At 71.8% G+C, this 15,991-nt stretch carries 19 protein-coding genes and 3 tRNA genes; 9 read left to right on the top strand and 13 right to left on the bottom strand.

Translation table 11 applies throughout. The features are described from left to right. Positions 1–113: 113 nt before the first annotated feature. Together BAW75_RS11150 and BAW75_RS11145 are read right to left on the bottom strand one after the other, a co-directional pair. Positions 114–329: a DUF3073 domain-containing protein gene (locus BAW75_RS11150; RefSeq protein WP_013283429.1), complete on the bottom strand. Its 216-nt coding sequence runs from the start codon at positions 327–329 to the stop codon at positions 114–116. Positions 330–621: 292 nt separating this feature from the next. Next, entirely contained in the window at positions 622–1,704 is a 1,083-nt protein-coding gene (locus BAW75_RS11145) for a Glu/Leu/Phe/Val family dehydrogenase (protein WP_104113523.1), read from the bottom strand. 174 nt (positions 1,705–1,878) lie between these two features. On the opposite strand from BAW75_RS11145, the gene BAW75_RS11140 reads away from it, so the two are divergent. Together BAW75_RS11140 and BAW75_RS11135 are read left to right on the top strand one after the other, a co-directional pair. Beyond that, positions 1,879–2,718 carry a DUF8083 family protein gene (locus tag BAW75_RS11140; RefSeq protein ID WP_030500602.1) on the top strand — a complete coding sequence of 280 codons (840 nt, stop codon included), beginning with the start codon at positions 1,879–1,881 and terminating at the stop codon, positions 2,716–2,718. Positions 2,719–2,974: 256 nt separating this feature from the next. Further along, positions 2,975–3,184: a BldC family transcriptional regulator gene (locus tag BAW75_RS11135; RefSeq protein ID WP_007073996.1), complete on the top strand. Its 210-nt coding sequence runs from the start codon at positions 2,975–2,977 to the stop codon at positions 3,182–3,184. 71 nt (positions 3,185–3,255) lie between these two features. On the opposite strand, the gene BAW75_RS11130 is transcribed toward BAW75_RS11135, so the two are convergent. Then, positions 3,256–3,654 (bottom strand): PPOX class F420-dependent oxidoreductase, encoded by a 399-nt coding sequence (locus BAW75_RS11130; RefSeq protein WP_064448338.1) that lies wholly within the window; start codon positions 3,652–3,654, stop codon positions 3,256–3,258. Positions 3,655–3,709: 55 nt separating this feature from the next. On the opposite strand from BAW75_RS11130, the gene BAW75_RS11125 reads away from it, so the two are divergent. Beyond that, the gene (locus BAW75_RS11125) at positions 3,710–4,489 is read left to right on the top strand and encodes a class I SAM-dependent methyltransferase (protein WP_104113522.1); all 780 of its coding nucleotides are present in this window, start codon (positions 3,710–3,712) and stop codon (positions 4,487–4,489) included. Between the two features lie 53 nt (positions 4,490–4,542). Here BAW75_RS11125 and BAW75_RS11120 read toward each other — a convergent pair whose 3' ends face one another. Then, positions 4,543–4,830, bottom strand: a complete 288-nt coding sequence (locus BAW75_RS11120; protein WP_043327533.1) for a hypothetical protein — start codon at positions 4,828–4,830, stop codon at positions 4,543–4,545. A gap of 162 nt (positions 4,831–4,992) precedes the next feature. Here BAW75_RS11120 and BAW75_RS11115 point away from each other — a divergent pair, with 162 nt between their 5' ends. After that, positions 4,993–5,850 carry a 3-hydroxyacyl-CoA dehydrogenase family protein gene (locus BAW75_RS11115; protein WP_043327532.1) on the top strand — a complete coding sequence of 286 codons (858 nt, stop codon included), beginning with the start codon at positions 4,993–4,995 and terminating at the stop codon, positions 5,848–5,850. Next, on the top strand, positions 5,847–6,590 hold the full coding sequence (locus BAW75_RS11110; RefSeq protein WP_104113521.1) for an enoyl-CoA hydratase/isomerase family protein: 744 nt from the start codon (positions 5,847–5,849) through the stop codon (positions 6,588–6,590). The genes BAW75_RS11115 and BAW75_RS11110 overlap by 4 nt, the downstream gene beginning before the upstream one ends. 60 nt (positions 6,591–6,650) lie before the next feature. On the opposite strand, the gene BAW75_RS11105 is transcribed toward BAW75_RS11110, so the two are convergent. Then, a complete protein-coding gene (locus BAW75_RS11105) occupies positions 6,651–7,988 on the bottom strand; it encodes an ABC transporter substrate-binding protein (protein WP_043327530.1) in 1,338 nt (445 codons plus the stop codon). A 166-nt stretch (positions 7,989–8,154) separates the two neighbouring features. Here BAW75_RS11105 and BAW75_RS11100 point away from each other — a divergent pair, with 166 nt between their 5' ends. Then, positions 8,155–8,544: a hypothetical protein gene (locus BAW75_RS11100; protein ID WP_104113520.1), complete on the top strand. Its 390-nt coding sequence runs from the start codon at positions 8,155–8,157 to the stop codon at positions 8,542–8,544. 44 nt (positions 8,545–8,588) lie between these two features. Beyond that, positions 8,589–9,293, top strand: a complete 705-nt coding sequence (locus tag BAW75_RS11095; protein WP_104113519.1) for a DUF2786 domain-containing protein — start codon at positions 8,589–8,591, stop codon at positions 9,291–9,293. A 20-nt stretch (positions 9,294–9,313) separates the two neighbouring features. Here BAW75_RS11095 and BAW75_RS11090 read toward each other — a convergent pair whose 3' ends face one another. Next, positions 9,314–9,826: an SRPBCC family protein gene (locus BAW75_RS11090; RefSeq protein ID WP_167435555.1), complete on the bottom strand. Its 513-nt coding sequence runs from the start codon at positions 9,824–9,826 to the stop codon at positions 9,314–9,316. A 297-nt stretch (positions 9,827–10,123) separates the two neighbouring features. On the opposite strand from BAW75_RS11090, the gene BAW75_RS11085 reads away from it, so the two are divergent. After that, a complete protein-coding gene (locus tag BAW75_RS11085; protein WP_043327526.1) occupies positions 10,124–10,561 on the top strand; it encodes an ArsI/CadI family heavy metal resistance metalloenzyme in 438 nt (145 codons plus the stop codon). A gap of 50 nt (positions 10,562–10,611) precedes the next feature. Here the strand turns inward: BAW75_RS11085 and BAW75_RS11080 are convergent, their stop codons facing one another. The 3 genes from BAW75_RS11080 to BAW75_RS32580 all read right to left on the bottom strand — a co-directional run bounded on the left by BAW75_RS11080 (position 10,612) and on the right by BAW75_RS32580 (position 13,617). Next, positions 10,612–11,196, bottom strand: a complete 585-nt coding sequence (locus BAW75_RS11080) for a GNAT family N-acetyltransferase (RefSeq protein WP_104113517.1) — start codon at positions 11,194–11,196, stop codon at positions 10,612–10,614. A gap of 51 nt (positions 11,197–11,247) precedes the next feature. Beyond that, on the bottom strand, positions 11,248–12,213 hold the full coding sequence (locus BAW75_RS11075; protein WP_104113536.1) for a TolB-like translocation protein: 966 nt from the start codon (positions 12,211–12,213) through the stop codon (positions 11,248–11,250). 168 nt (positions 12,214–12,381) lie between these two features. Beyond that, complete coding sequence (locus tag BAW75_RS32580) at positions 12,382–13,617, bottom strand: NAD(P)-binding domain-containing protein (protein WP_208635228.1); 1,236 nt, start codon at positions 13,615–13,617, stop codon at positions 12,382–12,384. Positions 13,618–13,697: 80 nt separating this feature from the next. Here BAW75_RS32580 and BAW75_RS11065 point away from each other — a divergent pair, with 80 nt between their 5' ends. Then, a complete protein-coding gene (locus BAW75_RS11065; protein WP_043327524.1) occupies positions 13,698–14,594 on the top strand; it encodes a LysR family transcriptional regulator in 897 nt (298 codons plus the stop codon). A 63-nt stretch (positions 14,595–14,657) separates the two neighbouring features. Here BAW75_RS11065 and BAW75_RS11060 read toward each other — a convergent pair. The 4 genes from BAW75_RS11060 to BAW75_RS11045 form a co-directional block, all read right to left on the bottom strand. After that, a tRNA-Phe gene (locus tag BAW75_RS11060) sits at positions 14,658–14,731 on the bottom strand. A 76-nt stretch (positions 14,732–14,807) separates the two neighbouring features. Continuing rightward, positions 14,808–14,881, bottom strand: a tRNA-Asp gene (locus BAW75_RS11055). Positions 14,882–14,914: 33 nt separating this feature from the next. Next, a tRNA-Glu gene (locus tag BAW75_RS11050) sits at positions 14,915–14,987 on the bottom strand. 143 nt (positions 14,988–15,130) lie between these two features. After that, positions 15,131–15,916, bottom strand: coding sequence for a polysaccharide deacetylase family protein (locus BAW75_RS11045; RefSeq protein WP_104113516.1), 786 nt, complete (start codon positions 15,914–15,916; stop codon positions 15,131–15,133). Positions 15,917–15,991: the final 75 nt, after the last annotated feature.

The following is a 15,991-nucleotide window of genomic DNA, read 5'->3' as shown; positions in this document are numbered from 1 at the left end:
AGTCGGGGCGGCACCCCGGCACGGCAGGTCCCTGATCGTCGGTCGTACGCCGGCTCAGCAGAGCACATGCGTGAGCACGCGGGGGTTACCGCGTGCTCAGATGTGACCGGAGGTCAGCGGGTCGGACGAGCCCAGGTGTCCGGGTCGTCGTCCGCGTGGTCCTCGTCATCGTCGTCGACATACTCTTTGTAGTCGTCGTCGAAGTTGTGCTCAGACTTCCCACTACCCGCCAGTTCGCGCTGCAAGGCGGTTAGGTCGGTGTTCGGGGAGTGATACTTCAACTCCCGCGCCACCTTCGTCTGCTTGGCCTTAGCACGGCCGCGCCCCATGGCTCGACCCCCTCGCACAGAATGCGGGGCAGCCCGAAGGCGGGCCCCGATGACGTCAGGCATCTCTCGTGGCTCTTACGGTACATGGGGATGCCATCGTTCGGCACCTCGGGTCACCGTCGACCGGACCTGCGCGTCGCAGTGGTCCAGCCGTCACCAAGTGTACCGGGTAAGGGGTAAGGTCCGGGGCTGGCCGTGACAGCGGACAAATGGGTACGAACGGGCCCGAGGCTCAGCTTAACGCGCACGGCCTCCGGGGGTGGAGTCGCCGCTCCGCCCCCGGAGGTGAGCTTCACCGCAGATGGATCGCGCGCAGCCGGCCGACCTCGGCCATCCGCCGCTCGGCGAGCCGGTCCGCGGCCACCGCCGGGGGTACGCCCTCGTCGTCGGCGAGCTGGAGGATCTGCCGGGTGGTGTCGAAGATCCGGGTGGCGCGCAGCTTGGCGCGCTCGAAGTTGAAGCCCTCGATCTCGTCGGCCACCTGGATCACGCCGCCCGCGTTCACCACGTAGTCCGGGGTGTAGAGGATGCCCCGGTCGGCGAGCACCTTCTCGATGCCCGAGTGGGCGAGCTGGTTGTTCGCCGCTCCGGTGACGACCTTCGCCCGCAGCACCGGCACGGTCTCGTCGTTCAGCGCGCCGCCGAGCGCGCACGGGGCGTACACGTCGATGTCGGAGGCGACCAGCGCCGCGGTGTCGTCGACCAGGGTGACCTGCGGGTGGGTGGTGCGCGCCCACTCCAGGGCGCGCGGGTTCACGTCGGTCGCCACGACCTCGGCGCCGTCGTCGAGCAGGTGGGCGGTCAGGTACTTGCCGACCTTGCCCAGCCCGGCCACGCCGACCCGGCGGCCGGCCAGCGTCGGGCTGCCCCAGACGTGCTCGGCGGCGGCCCGCATGCCCTGGAACACGCCCCACGCGGTGAGGATCGAGGAGTCGCCCGCGCCGCCGTGCTCCACGCTGCGGCCGGTGACGTACCGGGTCTCGCGCGCGATCACGTCCATGTCCGCGACGTACGTGCCGACGTCACAGGCGGTGTAGTAGCGGCCGTTGAGCGACTCGACGAAGCGGCCGTACGCGCGCAGCAGCGCCTCGTTCTTGATCTGCTCGGGGTCGCCCCAGATGACCGCCTTGCCGCCACCGAGGTCGAGGTTCGCCAGCGCGTTCTTGTAGGCCATGCCGCGGGAGAGGTCGAGCACGTCGGCGAGGGCGTCGGCCTCCGTGGCGTACGGGTAGAACCGGGTCCCGCCGAGCGCGGGGCCCAGCGCGGTGGAGTAGATCCCGATGATCGCCTTCAGGCCGGACTGCTTGTCCTGGCAGAACACGACCTGCTCATGCCCCGTGGAAACGGGGTCGTCGGTGCTGGCGAATACGCCCATGGCTGACTCCTGTGTCGGTGAGCGCCCTTGTGGGGAGCGGAACCTGGTGGCACGCCGGCGGGATGCTGCCGGTGTCTCTGAGCCTAATATCGGCCCGAACCGTACTGTCGCGCACGTCACGCCACGGGCTCACGGGCGGCGACGGGCGGTCCCGTCTCGTGGGAGGATCGCGCCGTGCCGTCGCTCTTCGCTTCATACCTGCGCGTGTACGAGCCGCTGACCGCCTTCGACCGGGACCGGCAGTCCTACTGGCGCCGGTACGTCAGCGAGGGCCGGGCGATCGCCCCGCTGGAAGGGCCGGTACGACAACGGACCGCCGTGATCGAGGCGCTGGGCGCGGGCTGGACCCGGCTGCCCGACCTGCCCGACGAGGCGTACGTCCTGGAGTCGGACGACTCGTTGCTGGTCTGCCCCTGGAACCTGCGCATCCGGGTCGCCGAGGCGGCGCTGAGCGCCCGCGACGGCGTGCCCTCGGTGCTGGCCGACGCGTTCGTGCCGCCGGTGCTCGCCGGGCAGGCCAAGGCCGTGGTGGAGGACTGGCGCAGCGGCGCCCGGGTGCTGGAGCACGGCGTGCCCCGGGTGCACGAGCAGATCGCCACCTGGGGCGTGCCGCTGCGCTGGTTCGTGCTGTTCGAGGCGGGCGAGCGGCACCTGGTCACCGAGCCGGAGCGGCGCGCGCTGCGCTACCGCACCGAGATCTCCAAGGCGCGCCGCCGCGCGTCGCGGGCGCTGTCGGTGCTGCGCAAGTCGATCGGCGAGGCGCCGATCACCGAGGCGGTCGAGGAGGCGGCCCGGTGGCTGGAGGAGTTCCACCCGCGCTCGGTGGTCGAGCTGGACTACGGCGGCCTGGTGCAACTGCTGCCGGACGAGACGCTCGAAGCCGACGACTCGACCGATCTAGTGGCCACCGGACTGTCCGGACTGGGCCGGGGCGAGGCCGAGGAGGCGTCCGCCGCGTACGACAAGCTGGTCGCCCGCTGGCGCGCGGTGCAGCTGTTGGAGCGCTGCAACTGACGCCCGGTTTACCCCGATAAGTGGTCTTGGACACGAGAGTGTCTCGTAGTTGATGCGTCACGAACCGTGATCATGAGTCCTAATAAGGTAGTTTCTGCGGCATAAAAGTCGTAAAAATCGGGCATGCTTCATCCGTCCGTCTAGGGACCTTCAGCCGTTCGGCCCATGTCGGACATCGGGGACTAGCCGGACCATGGGAGACGCGTCGGCCGGCGGGACCCCGGCCGATGTCTATACATGTGGAGGAGTGACCCCGATGGCATCGCGAACGCACGAACCTGAGCCGCTACTCACACCGGCCGAGGTGGCGTCGATGTTCCGTGTCGACCCGAAGACGGTGACCCGGTGGGCCAAGGCTGGCAAGCTCAGCGCCATCCGGACCCTTGGCGGCCACCGCCGCTACCGTGAGTCAGAGGTTCGGGCGCTACTGCAGGGGCAGATCCCCCAGCAGCGCCAGGGAGACTGACGAACCGGCGTTCTCCGGCGTTCCGATCAGGGGCGGTGCCGTCGCGGCGCCGCCCTTAATCGTGCCCGGGCTCAATCGTGTCCCGGGGCCGCGCCGTCCAGCACGATCCGCAGCCCCACCGTGCCCCCCTCGCCCCGGCGCAGCCGGCTGCCGAGCAGGCTCAGCCGCCCGATCAGCCGGTACTTCTGCTTGAGCAGGCCCCGCACCCGCCGGGTGCTCTCCGGATCGGCGATCGTCGCGTGTGCCGGCACCGCCTCGCCGTGCGGTCGCCCGCGCACGTCGCACGGCGCCACAGTGACCCGGCCGTCGCGCCGGATCCGCTTCACCTTGCCGGAGTCGGACACCGTCCACACCGCCAGCGAGTCACCGTCGCGTACCGCCCACACCGGTGTCGCCACCGCCCGGCCGTCCTTGCGGAACGTGGTGAGCAGGACGTACTTCTCCGCCGCCAGGCGGTCCAGGTCGGTCACGCCGCCCAGGATACGGCGGCCACGGCGCCGCCGACCCCCGGATAGCGTTGCGGGCATGACCGGGGAACCCGAGATCGGCGACGTGTTCGGCGAGATGATCCGCGACGCGTACGCGGTCGCCACCGGGATCGGACCCCGGCCGATGGCCGGTGGACGCCTGCCCCGGCCGGTCATCGAGATCATCGAGCGGGACGACGGGCTGATCAACGGCGCGCCCGCCGGGCACTACCTGGACCCGCCGCAGCTGTGGCAGCCGCACGACCACCGGGCGGTGGACCGGGTACGCGGACACGTGCTCGACGTCGGCGTCGGCGCCGGACGGATCGCGCTGGAACTCCAGGAGCGCGGCGTGCCCGTCACCGGCCTGGACACCTCGCTGGGCGCGCTGCGGGTCAGCCGGCACCGGGGCGTACGCGACCTCGTCCACGGCACCGTCGACGAGCACACCGCCGACGGGCCGCGCTACGACACGTTCCTGCTGCTCGGCAACAACCTCGGGCTGTTCGAGGGGCGGGAACGGGCGCCCGCGATGCTGGCCGCGCTCGCCGCCCTGGCCCGCCCCGGCGCCCGGGTGATCGCCCACGGTACCGACCCGTACGGCACCACCGACCCGGTGCACACCGCCTATCACGAGCGCAACCGGCAGCGGGGCCGGATCGGCGGGCAACTGCGGCTGCGGCTGCGCTACCGGCTGCTCGGCACCGGGTGGTTCGACTACCTGGTCTGCTCGCCCGAGGAGTTCGCCGAGCTGGTCCACGGCTCGCCGTGGCGACTGGCCGACGTGGACGACACCGACCACCCGTACTACCTCGCCACGCTGGAGCTGCGGCGTTAGGAAGGGCCCCTTTCAAGCGCCCAGGCGTTAACAAGGGGCCCTTCCTTACATGCTCAGACCTGGACGGTGGGGGTGGTCTGCTCCGGGGGCAGTCCGCCGTCGCCGTCGACCACCTCGTCCGGCGTGCCGTCCTCGTCGATGTCCACCATGGTGATGTCCACCTTGCCGTCACCGTCGGTGTCGAACTGGAACAGGTCGGCCTTGCCGTCGCCGTCGGTGTCCACCACCCACACGTCGGTCTTGCCGTCGTTGTTGGTGTCCGCGCGGAGCAGGTCCACCCGCTCGTCGCCGCGGGTCTCGACCGTCTCGGTGTTCTCCGCGCTCTCCGGTGCCTGGCTCATCTCGTTCCTTCCTTCGACGTTGACGGCCGTCCTTACCCCGTCCGCTCCGCCCCCACTCATCCCGGCGGCCCGGCCCTGCATAGGGTCGCATGCAGGAACGAGCGAGCGGACGGGCCCGGCGGCGGAGACCCCGCGCGCCCCCGCCGCGGCGAGGGGACACCGATGAGTGGTCGTTTTGTGGTCGTCGGGGCCGGCACCATGGGCCTCGGCATCGCGTACGTGGCGGCCGGCGCCGGGTACGCGGTCGAACTGGTCGAGGTCGACCCCGCGCGGGGCGCCGAGGCCGTCCGCCGGCTCGGCGAGCTGTGGGACCGGGGCGTGCAGCGCGGCAAGCTGACCGAGGAGGCCGCCACCGCCAACCGCGGGCGCGTCACGTTGCGGGCCGGGCTCACCGAGGTGCCCGAGGGCGCCGACGTGATCGTGGAGGCGGTGCCCGAGCGGCTCGACCTGAAGCGCGCCGTGCTGCGCGAGGCGGAGAGCCGTCGCCCCGCGCTGCTGGGCAGCAACACGTCCAGCATCCCGATCGCCGAACTGGCCGCCGGGCTGGACCGCCCGGCCGACTTCGTCGGACTGCACTTCTTCAACCCGGTCTGGGCGATGGCGTTGCTGGAGGTCGTGGTCGGCCCGGCCACCGCGCCGCAGACCACCGAGGCGGCCGTCGCGCTCGCCGCCCGGCTGGGCAAGGACCCCGTCGTCGTACGCGACATGCCCGGCTTCGCCACCTCCCGCCTCGGCGTCACGCTCGGCCTGGAGGCGATCCGGATGGTGGCCGACGAGGTGGCGAGCCCGGCCGACATCGACAAGGCGATGGTGCTCGGCTACCGGCACCCGATCGGACCGCTGGAGCTGACCGACCTGGTCGGACTGGACGTGCGGCTCGACATCGCGCGTACGCTCCAGGCCGCGTACGGGGACCGCTTCGCGCCGCCGCCGCTGCTGGTCGAGATGGTGGCCGCCGGGAAGCTCGGCAAGAAGTCCGGGCAGGGCTTCTACACCTGGAAGGACGGCCAGAAGAAATGAGCGGGCTGCGGATCGAGGAGCTGCCGGACCGGCTGGTCGTGACGCTGGACCGGCCGGAGAAACGCAACGCGATCGACGCCGACCTGGTGGCCGAGCTGCACGCGGTCTGCGCCGACCTGGAGGCACGCCCCCGGCTGCTGCTGCTCACCGGCGGGACGGCGGGCATCTTCGCCGGCGGCGCCGACATCGCCCAGCTGCGCGAGCGTGGCCGGCTGGACGCGCTGGCCGCCATCAACCAGGGCGTCTTCGCCCGCATCCGGGCGCTCCCGATGCCCACCGTGGCCGCGATCGACGGGCCGGCGCTGGGCGGCGGCGACGAACTCGCGTACGCCTGCGATCTGCGGGTGTGCACGGACCGCGCGGTCTTCGGTCAGCCCGAGGTGCGGCTGGGCATCCTGGCCGGCGCGGGCGCGACCTACCGGCTGCCGGCGTTGATCGGTGAGGCCCGCGCCAAGGAGCTGCTCTTCACCGGCCGGCGGGTGGACGCCGCGGAGGCGCTGCGGATCGGGCTGGTGAACCGGGTGGTGGCCGAACCGGACGAACTGCTGCCCACCGCGCACGGCCTGCTCGACGAGATGGCGAAGGGCTCCGCGCTGGCGCTGCGGCTGACCAAGCTGGCGGTGGACGCCCCGGCGGCCGCGCACCCGCAGCTCGACCTGCTCAGCCAGGCGGTGCTCTTCGAGGACGAGGAGAAACACCGGCGGATGACCGAGTTCCTGGACCGGCGAAAGGCGCGCTGAGCCGGAACACGACGAGGGCCGCGCCGGTGTTCCCGGTGCGGCCCTCGTCGTCGGCGCTTCTCAGCGTCTGATCTGGACTCCGGCGTCCGCCAGGGCCGGGATCGCCGGCGCGGACTCGGCGAAGCCGATGAGCAGCAGCGCCTCCGGCCCGTACGCCTTGATCTCCTGGGCGATGCCGGAGAAGTCGACGGGGGTCTTCGGGTCCTCCGGCGGCTCGTAGGTCAGCAGCTTGACCCGGTCCGCGCCGATGCCGGCCTTCTCCAGCTCCGAACGGACGTTCTCCTGGAGGCCCTCGCCGTAGGAGTCCTTACGGGCCAGGATCGCGATCTTGCGCGGCCCGTCCCGGAGCATCACGTCGGCCAGCGCGCGACCCTGGAGGCTGTCCGGCGGGGCGGTACGGAAGTAGAGGCCGTTGTCGTCCACCGCGCTCAGCCCCGCGTCGGTGTTCGACGGCGAGAACAGGATCCGCCCGGCGGCCACCACGTCCGGCAGCACCGCCCGGGAGATGCCGGAACCACCGGCGCCGATGATGACGTGGACGCCCTCCCGGACGTGCGAGGCGACAGTGGCCTTCGCGACCGCCGGGTTGGTGCCGTCGTCGCCCTCGACCCACCTCACCGGCTCACCGAGCACACCACCGGCGGCGTTGACCTCGCGGAGCGCGAGCGCGGCGCCGGCGGCCAACGGCGGGTACGCCAGCGCCAGGTCACCGGTCTTCGGCAGGAGGCCGCCGAGGACCAGCGGCGCGTCCTTCGCCTTCCCGTCGCGCAGCTTGCGACCGCGCGGCGGCGTCTTGCTGCTCGCCCCGGACTCCTCACCGGCGCCGACGAACTCGGTCTTGCTGTCGTCGATCTTCTGGTTGTCGAAGTGCATGGTGCCGTAGCTGGCGGTGGCCGGCTCGCCGTTGTCGGTGAACCCGGCCCGGGTGAGCGACACGCCCCGGTACTGGATGTCCTGACCGGCGCGGGCGAGCTGGAGGCAGGTCGCCACCTCGTCGCAGCGCTCGCCGCCGGTGGTGACCCCGACGATCTGCTTGGCGATCTCGCCCGGCGCGGTGGTGCCGGCGAGCTGGGCGGCCAGCGCGCTGATCACGACCGCGTCGTAGGACTCGGCGGAGTAGAGGAAGTCACCGAGCTTCGCGTCTACGGCGAGTAGTCGTTCCTTGAAGCTCTCGGGCAGCGGAGTGAGGGGCGTGGTGCCCTTCATCCCGTTCACCAGATCCGCCCGATCCTTCAGCTCGGCTGGGTATGAATTGAGCATGTTGCCGTCGGTGCCGTAGAGGCGCACCTGGGTGGCGGGCGCTTCTTCCGGCTCGTCGCTCCCGCAGGCGCTCGTGGCGAGCAGGAGCGCCGCGCAGGCCATGGACAGGGCCGCGCGCGACGTGCGTGTTCTCAGCATGGTCGTCCTTCCTCCGGCGAAGGTCCGCTGCGCACCTTAGCGTGCCCACGCGGTAGGCGGGACTGTGGAGTCGGCTCCGTCGGCACCCCGACTGCGGGAATCACGCTGCGTGTTCATCGAGCGATTTCCGGGTCACGGCTTGACCCCCGGCGCTACTGTTCCGCGGGTGAACAACGAAGCACAGCAGACGCTGGACGACGCGACCGCCGTGCTCCGTTCCGCCCTCGCCGGCGACGGCGCCGGGGTGGTGGGCACGTTCGACGCGGTGGTGGACCGCTCCGGCCTGGCCGGGGCGTACGGGGTGGCATGGTGCCTGGCCGCCACCATGCTCGGCGACGACGCGCCGGCCGGCGGGGCCGCCCTCGACTTCCCCGGCATCGACCAGGCCGACTACGACACCCGCTGGGTGGCCCGCTTCGTCAGCGCGTGCGCCAACGACGACGCTGACACCGGTGAGGCGCTGTTCGGCGCGGCCGCCGCCGACGGGCTGCTGCCCGACTGCCTGCTCACCCTCGCCGGCTCGACCATCGCCACGCTGCGCAGCCGGTCCGACTGAGCCCGCCGCGCCGCGACGCGCGCCGGCTGTGATAGCTCTGGGTCATGTCCGAGGCGATGCTCAGCAAGGTGCGCAAGCTGCTCGCCCAGGCCGAGGACCCGGCCTGCACGCCCGCCGAGTCGGCCGCGTTCATGGCCAAGGCCACCGAGCTGATCGCCCGTTACGGCGTCGACCGGGCGCTGCTCGCGGCACGCGACCCGGCCCTCGACCCGGTGGGCGACCGGACGGTCGAGGTGGTCGCGCCGTACGCCCGGGACAAGGCCGGACTGCTGGCTGCGGTCGCCGAACCGTTGCGCTGCCGCTGCGTACGCCGACGGCAGGGCAACGGTTTCGCCATGCACCTGTTCGGCTTCGCCAGCGACCTGGAACGAGTCGAGTTGCTGTTCACGTCGCTGCTGGTGCAGGCCGCGCACGGACTGGCGGGAGCCGCCGTGCCGGACGGGGAGCACCCGGCCGCGTTCCGGCGTACCTGGCTGGCCGGCTTCGCGTACGTCGTCGCGCAGCGGCTGCGCGCAGCCGAGGAGAACGCGGTGGCCGAGGCGGGCGGTCCCTCGACGGCCCTGGTACTCGCCGACCGTTCCGACCGCGTCCAGCGCCGGGTCGCCGAGGCGTACCCCAGGTTGCGCACCGCGCCGCGACGGCGCCTCGCGGGCGGTGGTTTCGCGCCGGGCGCGGACGCCGGCCGCCGCGCCGACCTCGGCGGCACCGGCGTGCCCGGCGCCGCGGCGACGCCGGGCATCACCGGCTGACCGGGCCCATCGGGTACGGGTCAGGCGGTGCGGGCGACCGTCGCCAGGTAGCGGCAGAGCAACTCGTGCCAGCCGGCCGTGAGCGCCTCGCGGTAGCCCTCGGCCGCGGCGCCGTGCCGGTCGAAGTAGCGGTGCTCGACCTCGACCCGGGTCAGTTCCGGGCCCTCGGGGTGGAACAGGACCTCCACCTCGCTGGCGCCGGCCGGGTCCGGCACCGGCACCCGGTCCGGGCCGATCTGCCAGGTGAAGACCAGACGCCTAGGCGGATCCCAGGTCAGCACGCGGCCCCAGTCGTTGCGGAAGCCGTACGGGCCGATCTCGTAGAGCATGCCGCCGGCCCGGGGTTCGATGCCGAGCGCGGCGAGCGCCTGCGGGCCGGACCAGGTGTACTCGCGTACCCACCAGTCGGCGAGCGATTCGGTGAACACGGCGTACGCCCGCTCGGCCGACGCCGGGACGAACAGGTTGCTGCGGAGGGAGAAGCGGTCGGATTCCTGCCGGACCTCATCCGGATCGGCCATCTCCTGTCCCATAGGTCCGGACCATACCGGCTCATGTCTCGGTGCGCAGCTTCCGTTGCGCCCGCTTCCGGACACCGGGAACGCCGCTCCACGACAGCGCTGTGTGGTGGGACAGGCGCGCCGAGTTGGCGGAACGCCTCGGGGCGTACCCGGTACCAGGCCCAGGTGCCGCGCCGCTCGGAGCCAGACGCAGATCTCCGACGCCGAGGCGCCGGCAGCGCTTGTTTCGACATTTCTCTAGGTTGACAGACTTCAAAGCAGAGGGCAGGGTGGAGTCTGCTTCGATAAACATCTAGACAGGGAGTTCACATGTCCCGCGTCCAGCTCGCCCTGCGCGTCTCCGACCTCGAAGGCTCCGTCGCCTTCTACAGCAAGCTGTTCGGCGTCGAGCCGGCCAAGCGCCGCCCCGGCTACGCCAACTTCGCGGTGGAGAACCCGCCGCTGAAGCTCGTACTCCTCGAAGGTGAGCCCGGCCTGCCGACGGTGATGGACCACCTCGGGGTCGAGGTGGCCACCACCGGCGAGGTGAACGCCGCGACCAGCCGGCTCACCGAGTCCGGCCTGATCACGCTGGAGGAGAACGACACCGAGTGCTGCTACGCGCTCCAGGACAAGGTCTGGGTGCGCGGCCCCGGCGACGAGCCGTGGGAGGTCTACACGGTCAAGGCCGACTCGCCGCAGCTGGAGAAGGTGACCGAGAGCGCCTGCTGCGCCTCGGACACCGCGGAGCAGCCCGCCGGCGTCTGAACGGCGGATCCCCACCGGCGTCTCCGCCGGTGGGGATCTCTGTCGCACGGTCAGGTGCGGCGATTCCGCATGACCCAGGTGGGCAGCGGCTCCGCGAAGGCGTGCACCACCTCCCAGCCGGCGCGCCGGTACACCTCGACGTTGTCCGGGTTGCTGGTCTCCAGAATCGCCGGCAGGCCGTCCGCGGCGGCCCGGTCCAGCCCCACCCGCATCACGGCGTGGCCCCACCTGCGGCCGGCGTGGTCCGGGTGCGTACCCAGCACCCCCAGGTACCAGAACGGTGCCGCCGGCAGCGCGGCGTGCACCGCCTCGTCGTAGGCGCGTACGCGGTTCAACACGTCGGCGGGAAGCTGGGCGGCGAGATCGTCGTCCGGCGGTGCGCTCCCGGATGCCGGTGGCTCCCAGATCGCCACCGACGCGCCGTGGCCGATCGTCCAGATCGTCTCCTTGTGCACCCGCTTGTCGAACAGGTGCCCGAAGAAGGCGGCTGCATAACGCGCATAGGTCGCCTCGTCGGGGAACAGGTGCCGCAGGACCGGATCCTTGGTGAAGGCCGCGACCAGCGACGTGACCACGCTGCCACGGTCTTCCGGCGTCGCAACGGTGATCTCAGGCCCTGTCACAGCGTGCAACATATCGCGCGGCCGAGGCGCGGGGCGTCCCTCGCGGCGTGAGCCGGCCGGCGACTACCGTGCCTCGGCGAACCTCAGCCGCCTGAAGGCCTCGACGTAGACGAACCGCTTGCCGTCCGGAGAGAAGCTCGGGTGGTACGCGCGCTCACCGTCGGCGATCCGCGTCTTCTTCCCGGTGTCGACGTCGACCGACCACACGCCGCCCACGTGATCCGACGCGACGGCGGCGATCACCGACCTGCCGTCCGGCGACACCGCCAGGTCGGCGAGCCCGGGAAGCTCCGCGAGGAACCTGGCCGTGGCCGATCCGACGTCCCACTCGGTCAGGTGCCAGGTGAAGTCAGACGGATACACCTCGACGGGCAGCGGCAACCTGCCGAGGGTGTCGGGTGCGGTGATGAAGAACAGCCGCTCACCCATGGTTGCCGGCGACCGCACCAGCACCATGGACTCGCAACCCGTATCACTGCCACTGAGGTTGAAGGTTGTCCCGTCGACCGTCACCGGAGAGGGGAACTCAGACGCCTTCCCGTCAGCGAGCAGCTGGATTCCCCCCGGCCCGCACTTCCGGCGCGCCTGCACATATCCTCTGCCGTCACCGTTCACGAGTGCGGCACCGGCGAGGAAGCGCGTCGACGCCAGAGGCTCGAACGTCTTGTCGGCCGGCGAGTAGGTGAGCAGCTCCGTTCCGTCCCAGCCGCATTCGAGGGCCACCCCGAGGTCGCCGTCGGGGTCGGCGAACAAGAAGCTGAACAAGCCCGCTTCGCAGGCGGGCACCGCCGGGGCGCGCGTGAGAACGGCTTCCTCGCCGCTCCCGTCGGGCCGCTGCCGCCACACCTCGGCTACTCCCGAGCCCGAGGTCGAGGTCACCTCCCGCAGGTAGTAGACCCAGCCGTCGGCGGCCCACACCGGATGGAACAGGGAGACGGAATCCAGGAGCCCCGAGATCCGGCCGCACCCGCCCACCAGGATCACGACCAGTACGAGGACCGACGTCAGAGCCGTACGCAGCGTCCGCACACGCGACCTTCTGGTGCTCACCTGCCTCATTCCGTCCGTCACTCAGCGGGCTCACCGTAGGCGCCGCCGCCGTTGCCGGGGACCGTACACCCGTTAGGTACTCAGGGTGGCGACCTGTGCCGGCCGTGGATACGGCCCGTCGGCCGGGAAGCCCAATCGTCGCGACACCTAGCGGGACCGGACCACGGCCGTGACCTCGACCTCGAGCACAGCGCCCGGCAGGAAGAGCTTGCTGATCTCGACAGTCGTGCTCGCCGGCGGCGGTGTGCCAGTGAAGAGCCGTCGCCGGACGGCCGCGTACGCCGACAGGTCAGCCAGGTCCGTCATGAACGTGCGGACGTGCAGCACGTCGTCGAAGCTCGCGCCGTGCGCCGCGAGCACGCCGCCCACGATCTCGAAGATCCGTTCGGCCTGGGCGCCGGCGTCTCCGGGGGCCACCACCTCGCCGTCGTCGTCGACGGCGACCTGTCCGGCGAGCATCAGCAGCGCGCCGCCGCCGACATCGATCCGGGCGACGTGCGCGAAGCGGTCGCCGAACGGGGCCGCGACGGATTCGGGGTTGTCCAGGGTGAGGCGCATCAGCGTCCCTTCGCAGAAGTCGGGGGAGACGAGGGAGGAGAGATCGGCGTCCTGGTCCGGCGCGGCCCGCATCAGGTCGAGGGCGGCCTCCAGCACGGGGGCCGGCACCGGGCGGCGCAGCGCCAGCCGGGCATCCTTCGCCGCCATCGTGACTGCGAACGAGGCGCCCGAGGCTGTGGCCCGTCCGACCGCGCCGCCGAGGGCCCCACGGTCGAGCACGTCGAGGGCGGTCTGCCTGTCGACACCGAGCGCTGCGGCGACAGCCAGCGCGTCGTGCAGCGCGGCGACAGCCGTCACCAGGCCCGTGTTCGCGACGAGTTTGACGGCGGCACCTGCGCCGATCGGACCGCAGTGGCGGACCGTCCCGAGTTGCCCCAGCACCGGAGCCACCCTCTCCACGGCATCGGCAGGGCCGCCCGCGAAGATCACCAGCGTGCCGGCCTCGGCGGCGTTGACGCTGCCGCCGACGGGGGCGTCGAGGAGGGAGACGCCCGCCGGAAGCCGGCCGGCCACCGCTCGGACCTCGTCCGGCCCGATCGTCGACATCTGCACCACGACCGTCCCGGGTCGGAGCGCGGTGGCGGCGCCGTCCGGCCCGAACAGCACCGTCTCGACCGCGCCGGGGGCGGCGAGCATGACGACGACGACCTCGGCTCCGTCGACCGCGGCGGACGGGCTCGCGGCCACCGTCGCGCCGACCGCCGCGAGCGGCTCCGAACGCTCCGGGCTGCGGTTCCACACTCTGACCCGGTTGCCGCCGGTCAGGAGGCGGCGCGCGATCGGCGTACCCATGTGCCCGGTCCCGAGGACCGCGATGATCTTCACGCGGTAACGCTAGGCCGGTGAGGGTAATGCGACAAACGAATGTCTTGCATGCCTGCCATGCGTGATTACCATGCCTGCCCATGGAGACTCAGCTGCTGGAGGTGTTCCGCACCGTCGCGCGGCACGGCTCGATCACCACCGCCGCGCGCGCCCTCAGCTTCACCCAGTCGGCTGTCTCCCGGCAGATAGCCGCGCTCGAGGCCGACATCGGCGCCCGGCTCTTCGACCGGCTGCCCCGCGGCGTCGCCCTCACCGAGGAGGGACGAGAGCTGCTCCCGCACGCCGAGGCGGTCCTCGACCGGCTCGCCGCGGCCCGGCGTGACCTCGACGACCTGCGTGGGCTCGGCCGAGGGCGGCTGCGTGTGGGCGCCTTCCCGACCGCTGTCGCGGCCCTCGTGCCCCGGGCGATGGCGTCGTTCCGCTCGGCCTACCCGGAGGTCTCGCTTTCGCTGGTCGAGGGCGTGACGCCGCGGCTGCTGGAGCGCCTGCTCGCCGAGGAGGCGGATGTGGCAGTGGTCAGCACCTCGCCCACGGGCGAGCTGGACCGCGAACGATTCGACCTGCGACACCTGCTCGACGAGCGGCTCCTGGTCGCGGTCGCGCGTGACCACCGGCTGGCGCGCCGCCGCTCGGTGCGCCTGGCGGACCTCGCCCCGGAAGCGTTCGTCGTGGGCTCGGCCACCGCGGAGAACAGCCTGCTCCGCGCAAGCCTGCCCAGCGGTTTCTCGCCGCGCATCGACATCGTCGCGGCCGAGTGGACCGGCAAGCTGGGATGCGTCGCCGCCGGGTTGGGGGTGGCCCTGGTTCCGGCCCTGGCGGTACGCGGAACCCCGCCGGACATCGCCCTGCTGCGCCTGCACCCGGACGACGAGTCGGTACGGCAGATATTCGCGGCGACCGTGCGGGGCAGGACGCCGCCGCCGGCGGTCACGCATTTCCTGGAGCACCTGCGGGCGGAGGCGGCCCACCTGGGCTGAAAAGCAGAACGCCGACCTGCGTATCCGCTGGTCGGCGTTCCTGTAGCCCGGCGAAAGGCTATGTGGCCAGGGGCGGGGTCGAACCGCCGACCTTCCGATTTTCAGTCGGACGCTCGTACCAACTGAGCTACCTGGCCGTGGTGCTCGGCACATGCTACCGCATGAGCCGATACGCAGAACGCCGCGCATTGAGCTGCGCGGCGTCAGCGCTTGCGGTCCTGACGGGACTTGAACCCGCGACCTCCGCCTTGACAGGGCGGCGAGCACTCCAACTGCTCCACAGGACCTGGCTGGTGTTGCATCCGGCGCGAGCCGGACCGTGCCCCCAACGGGATTCGAACCCGTGCTACCGCCTTGAAAGGGCGGCGTCCTGGGCCGCTAGACGATGAGGGCGGCCCCGCCATCATTGCACACTCGCAACTTCAAGCGGACTTGCTCCCATCCGGCCCCGCCGGAGGCAGGAGAAGCATATGTCATGTCTGCACGGACGGCCAAACCGGTATGGGCATGGCCGCGACGCCGGGCAAAACCGCAGGTCAGGGTAGCCGCGCGATCCCGTACCGCCGCTTCAGGTCCGGGATCAGGTGCCGGCACGCGGCCATCGTCTGGGCCCGGTCACCGCCCGCGTCGTGCATCAGCACGATCGAGCCGTTCCGGGTGGCGCCCTTCACCCGCTTGATGATCGTCTTCGCCGGCGGGTGGTCCCAGTCCTGCGGGTCCACGCTCCAGTGCAGCGGGCGCAGGCCCATCTGCCGGGCCACCACGATCTCCTCGGCGGTCCACCGGCCGCCGGGCTGGCGGAACCAGGTGATCGGCGCCTTGGGCGCGGCGGCGCGGATGGCGTCGTTGGTCCGTTCCAGGTCGGCCCGGATCTCGGTGGCCGACCGCCGGCCGAGGTTCACGTCGTGGTGCCAGCTGTGGTTGCAGAGCTGGTGACCCTCGCGGACGATCCGGGCCACCAGCTCCGGGTAGCGCTTGGCCTGCTGGCCGACCACGCAGAACGTCGCGGTGACCCGGGCCGCCCGGAGCTGGGCCAGGATCTGCGGGGTGTAGCGGGGGTCCGGCCCGTCGTCGAAGGTGAGCGCCACCCCGCTGCTCCCGCTGGCCCGGTGCAGGCCCGCCGGGAGCTTCTTGGGCACCGGGCGCAGCTTCGGCTTCCTGGGGGTGACGGTCGGGGTCGGTGAGGGCTTCGTCACGGGCGACGGCGACGCCGAGACCGACGGCGAGGCCGCCGCCTGATCGGGTGACTTGCCGGCTTCGCCGCAGGCGGTGACGAGGAGCACCAGGCCCAGGGCGAGCGCCGGCAGGGCGCGTGGACGCATTCGTCGCTCCCGGAGGGGTCGGGGTCAGACGGACTTTCCGACCGTAGTGGACGCGCCCCGGAGCGAAAAGGGCCG

The organism is Micromonospora chalcea (assembly GCF_002926165.1).
GTDB lineage: Bacteria > Actinomycetota > Actinomycetes > Mycobacteriales > Micromonosporaceae > Micromonospora > Micromonospora chalcea.
The sequence above is the reverse complement of the archived record's forward strand: the minus strand, read 5'-3'. Positions and strand labels throughout refer to the sequence as shown.

Coding starts and splice junctions, on each gene's coding strand:
- BAW75_RS11150 (WP_013283429.1), bottom strand. CDS start 329: ATGGGGCGCGGCCGTGCTAAGGCCAAGCAGACGAAGGTGGCGCGGGAG.
- BAW75_RS11115 (WP_043327532.1), top strand. CDS start 4,993: ATGAGTGGTCGTTTTGTGGTCGTCGGGGCCGGCACCATGGGCCTCGGC.
- BAW75_RS11135 (WP_007073996.1), top strand. CDS start 2,975: ATGGCATCGCGAACGCACGAACCTGAGCCGCTACTCACACCGGCCGAG.
- BAW75_RS11145 (WP_104113523.1), bottom strand. CDS start 1,704: ATGGGCGTATTCGCCAGCACCGACGACCCCGTTTCCACGGGGCATGAG.
- BAW75_RS11095 (WP_104113519.1), top strand. CDS start 8,589: ATGTCCGAGGCGATGCTCAGCAAGGTGCGCAAGCTGCTCGCCCAGGCC.
- BAW75_RS11110 (WP_104113521.1), top strand. CDS start 5,847: ATGAGCGGGCTGCGGATCGAGGAGCTGCCGGACCGGCTGGTCGTGACG.
- BAW75_RS11085 (WP_043327526.1), top strand. CDS start 10,124: ATGTCCCGCGTCCAGCTCGCCCTGCGCGTCTCCGACCTCGAAGGCTCC.
- BAW75_RS11090 (WP_167435555.1), bottom strand. CDS start 9,826: ATGGGACAGGAGATGGCCGATCCGGATGAGGTCCGGCAGGAATCCGAC.
- BAW75_RS11080 (WP_104113517.1), bottom strand. CDS start 11,196: ATGTTGCACGCTGTGACAGGGCCTGAGATCACCGTTGCGACGCCGGAA.
- BAW75_RS11105 (WP_043327530.1), bottom strand. CDS start 7,988: ATGCTGAGAACACGCACGTCGCGCGCGGCCCTGTCCATGGCCTGCGCG.
- BAW75_RS11045 (WP_104113516.1), bottom strand. CDS start 15,916: ATGCGTCCACGCGCCCTGCCGGCGCTCGCCCTGGGCCTGGTGCTCCTC.
- BAW75_RS11120 (WP_043327533.1), bottom strand. CDS start 4,830: ATGAGCCAGGCACCGGAGAGCGCGGAGAACACCGAGACGGTCGAGACC.
- BAW75_RS11125 (WP_104113522.1), top strand. CDS start 3,710: ATGACCGGGGAACCCGAGATCGGCGACGTGTTCGGCGAGATGATCCGC.
- BAW75_RS11065 (WP_043327524.1), top strand. CDS start 13,698: ATGGAGACTCAGCTGCTGGAGGTGTTCCGCACCGTCGCGCGGCACGGC.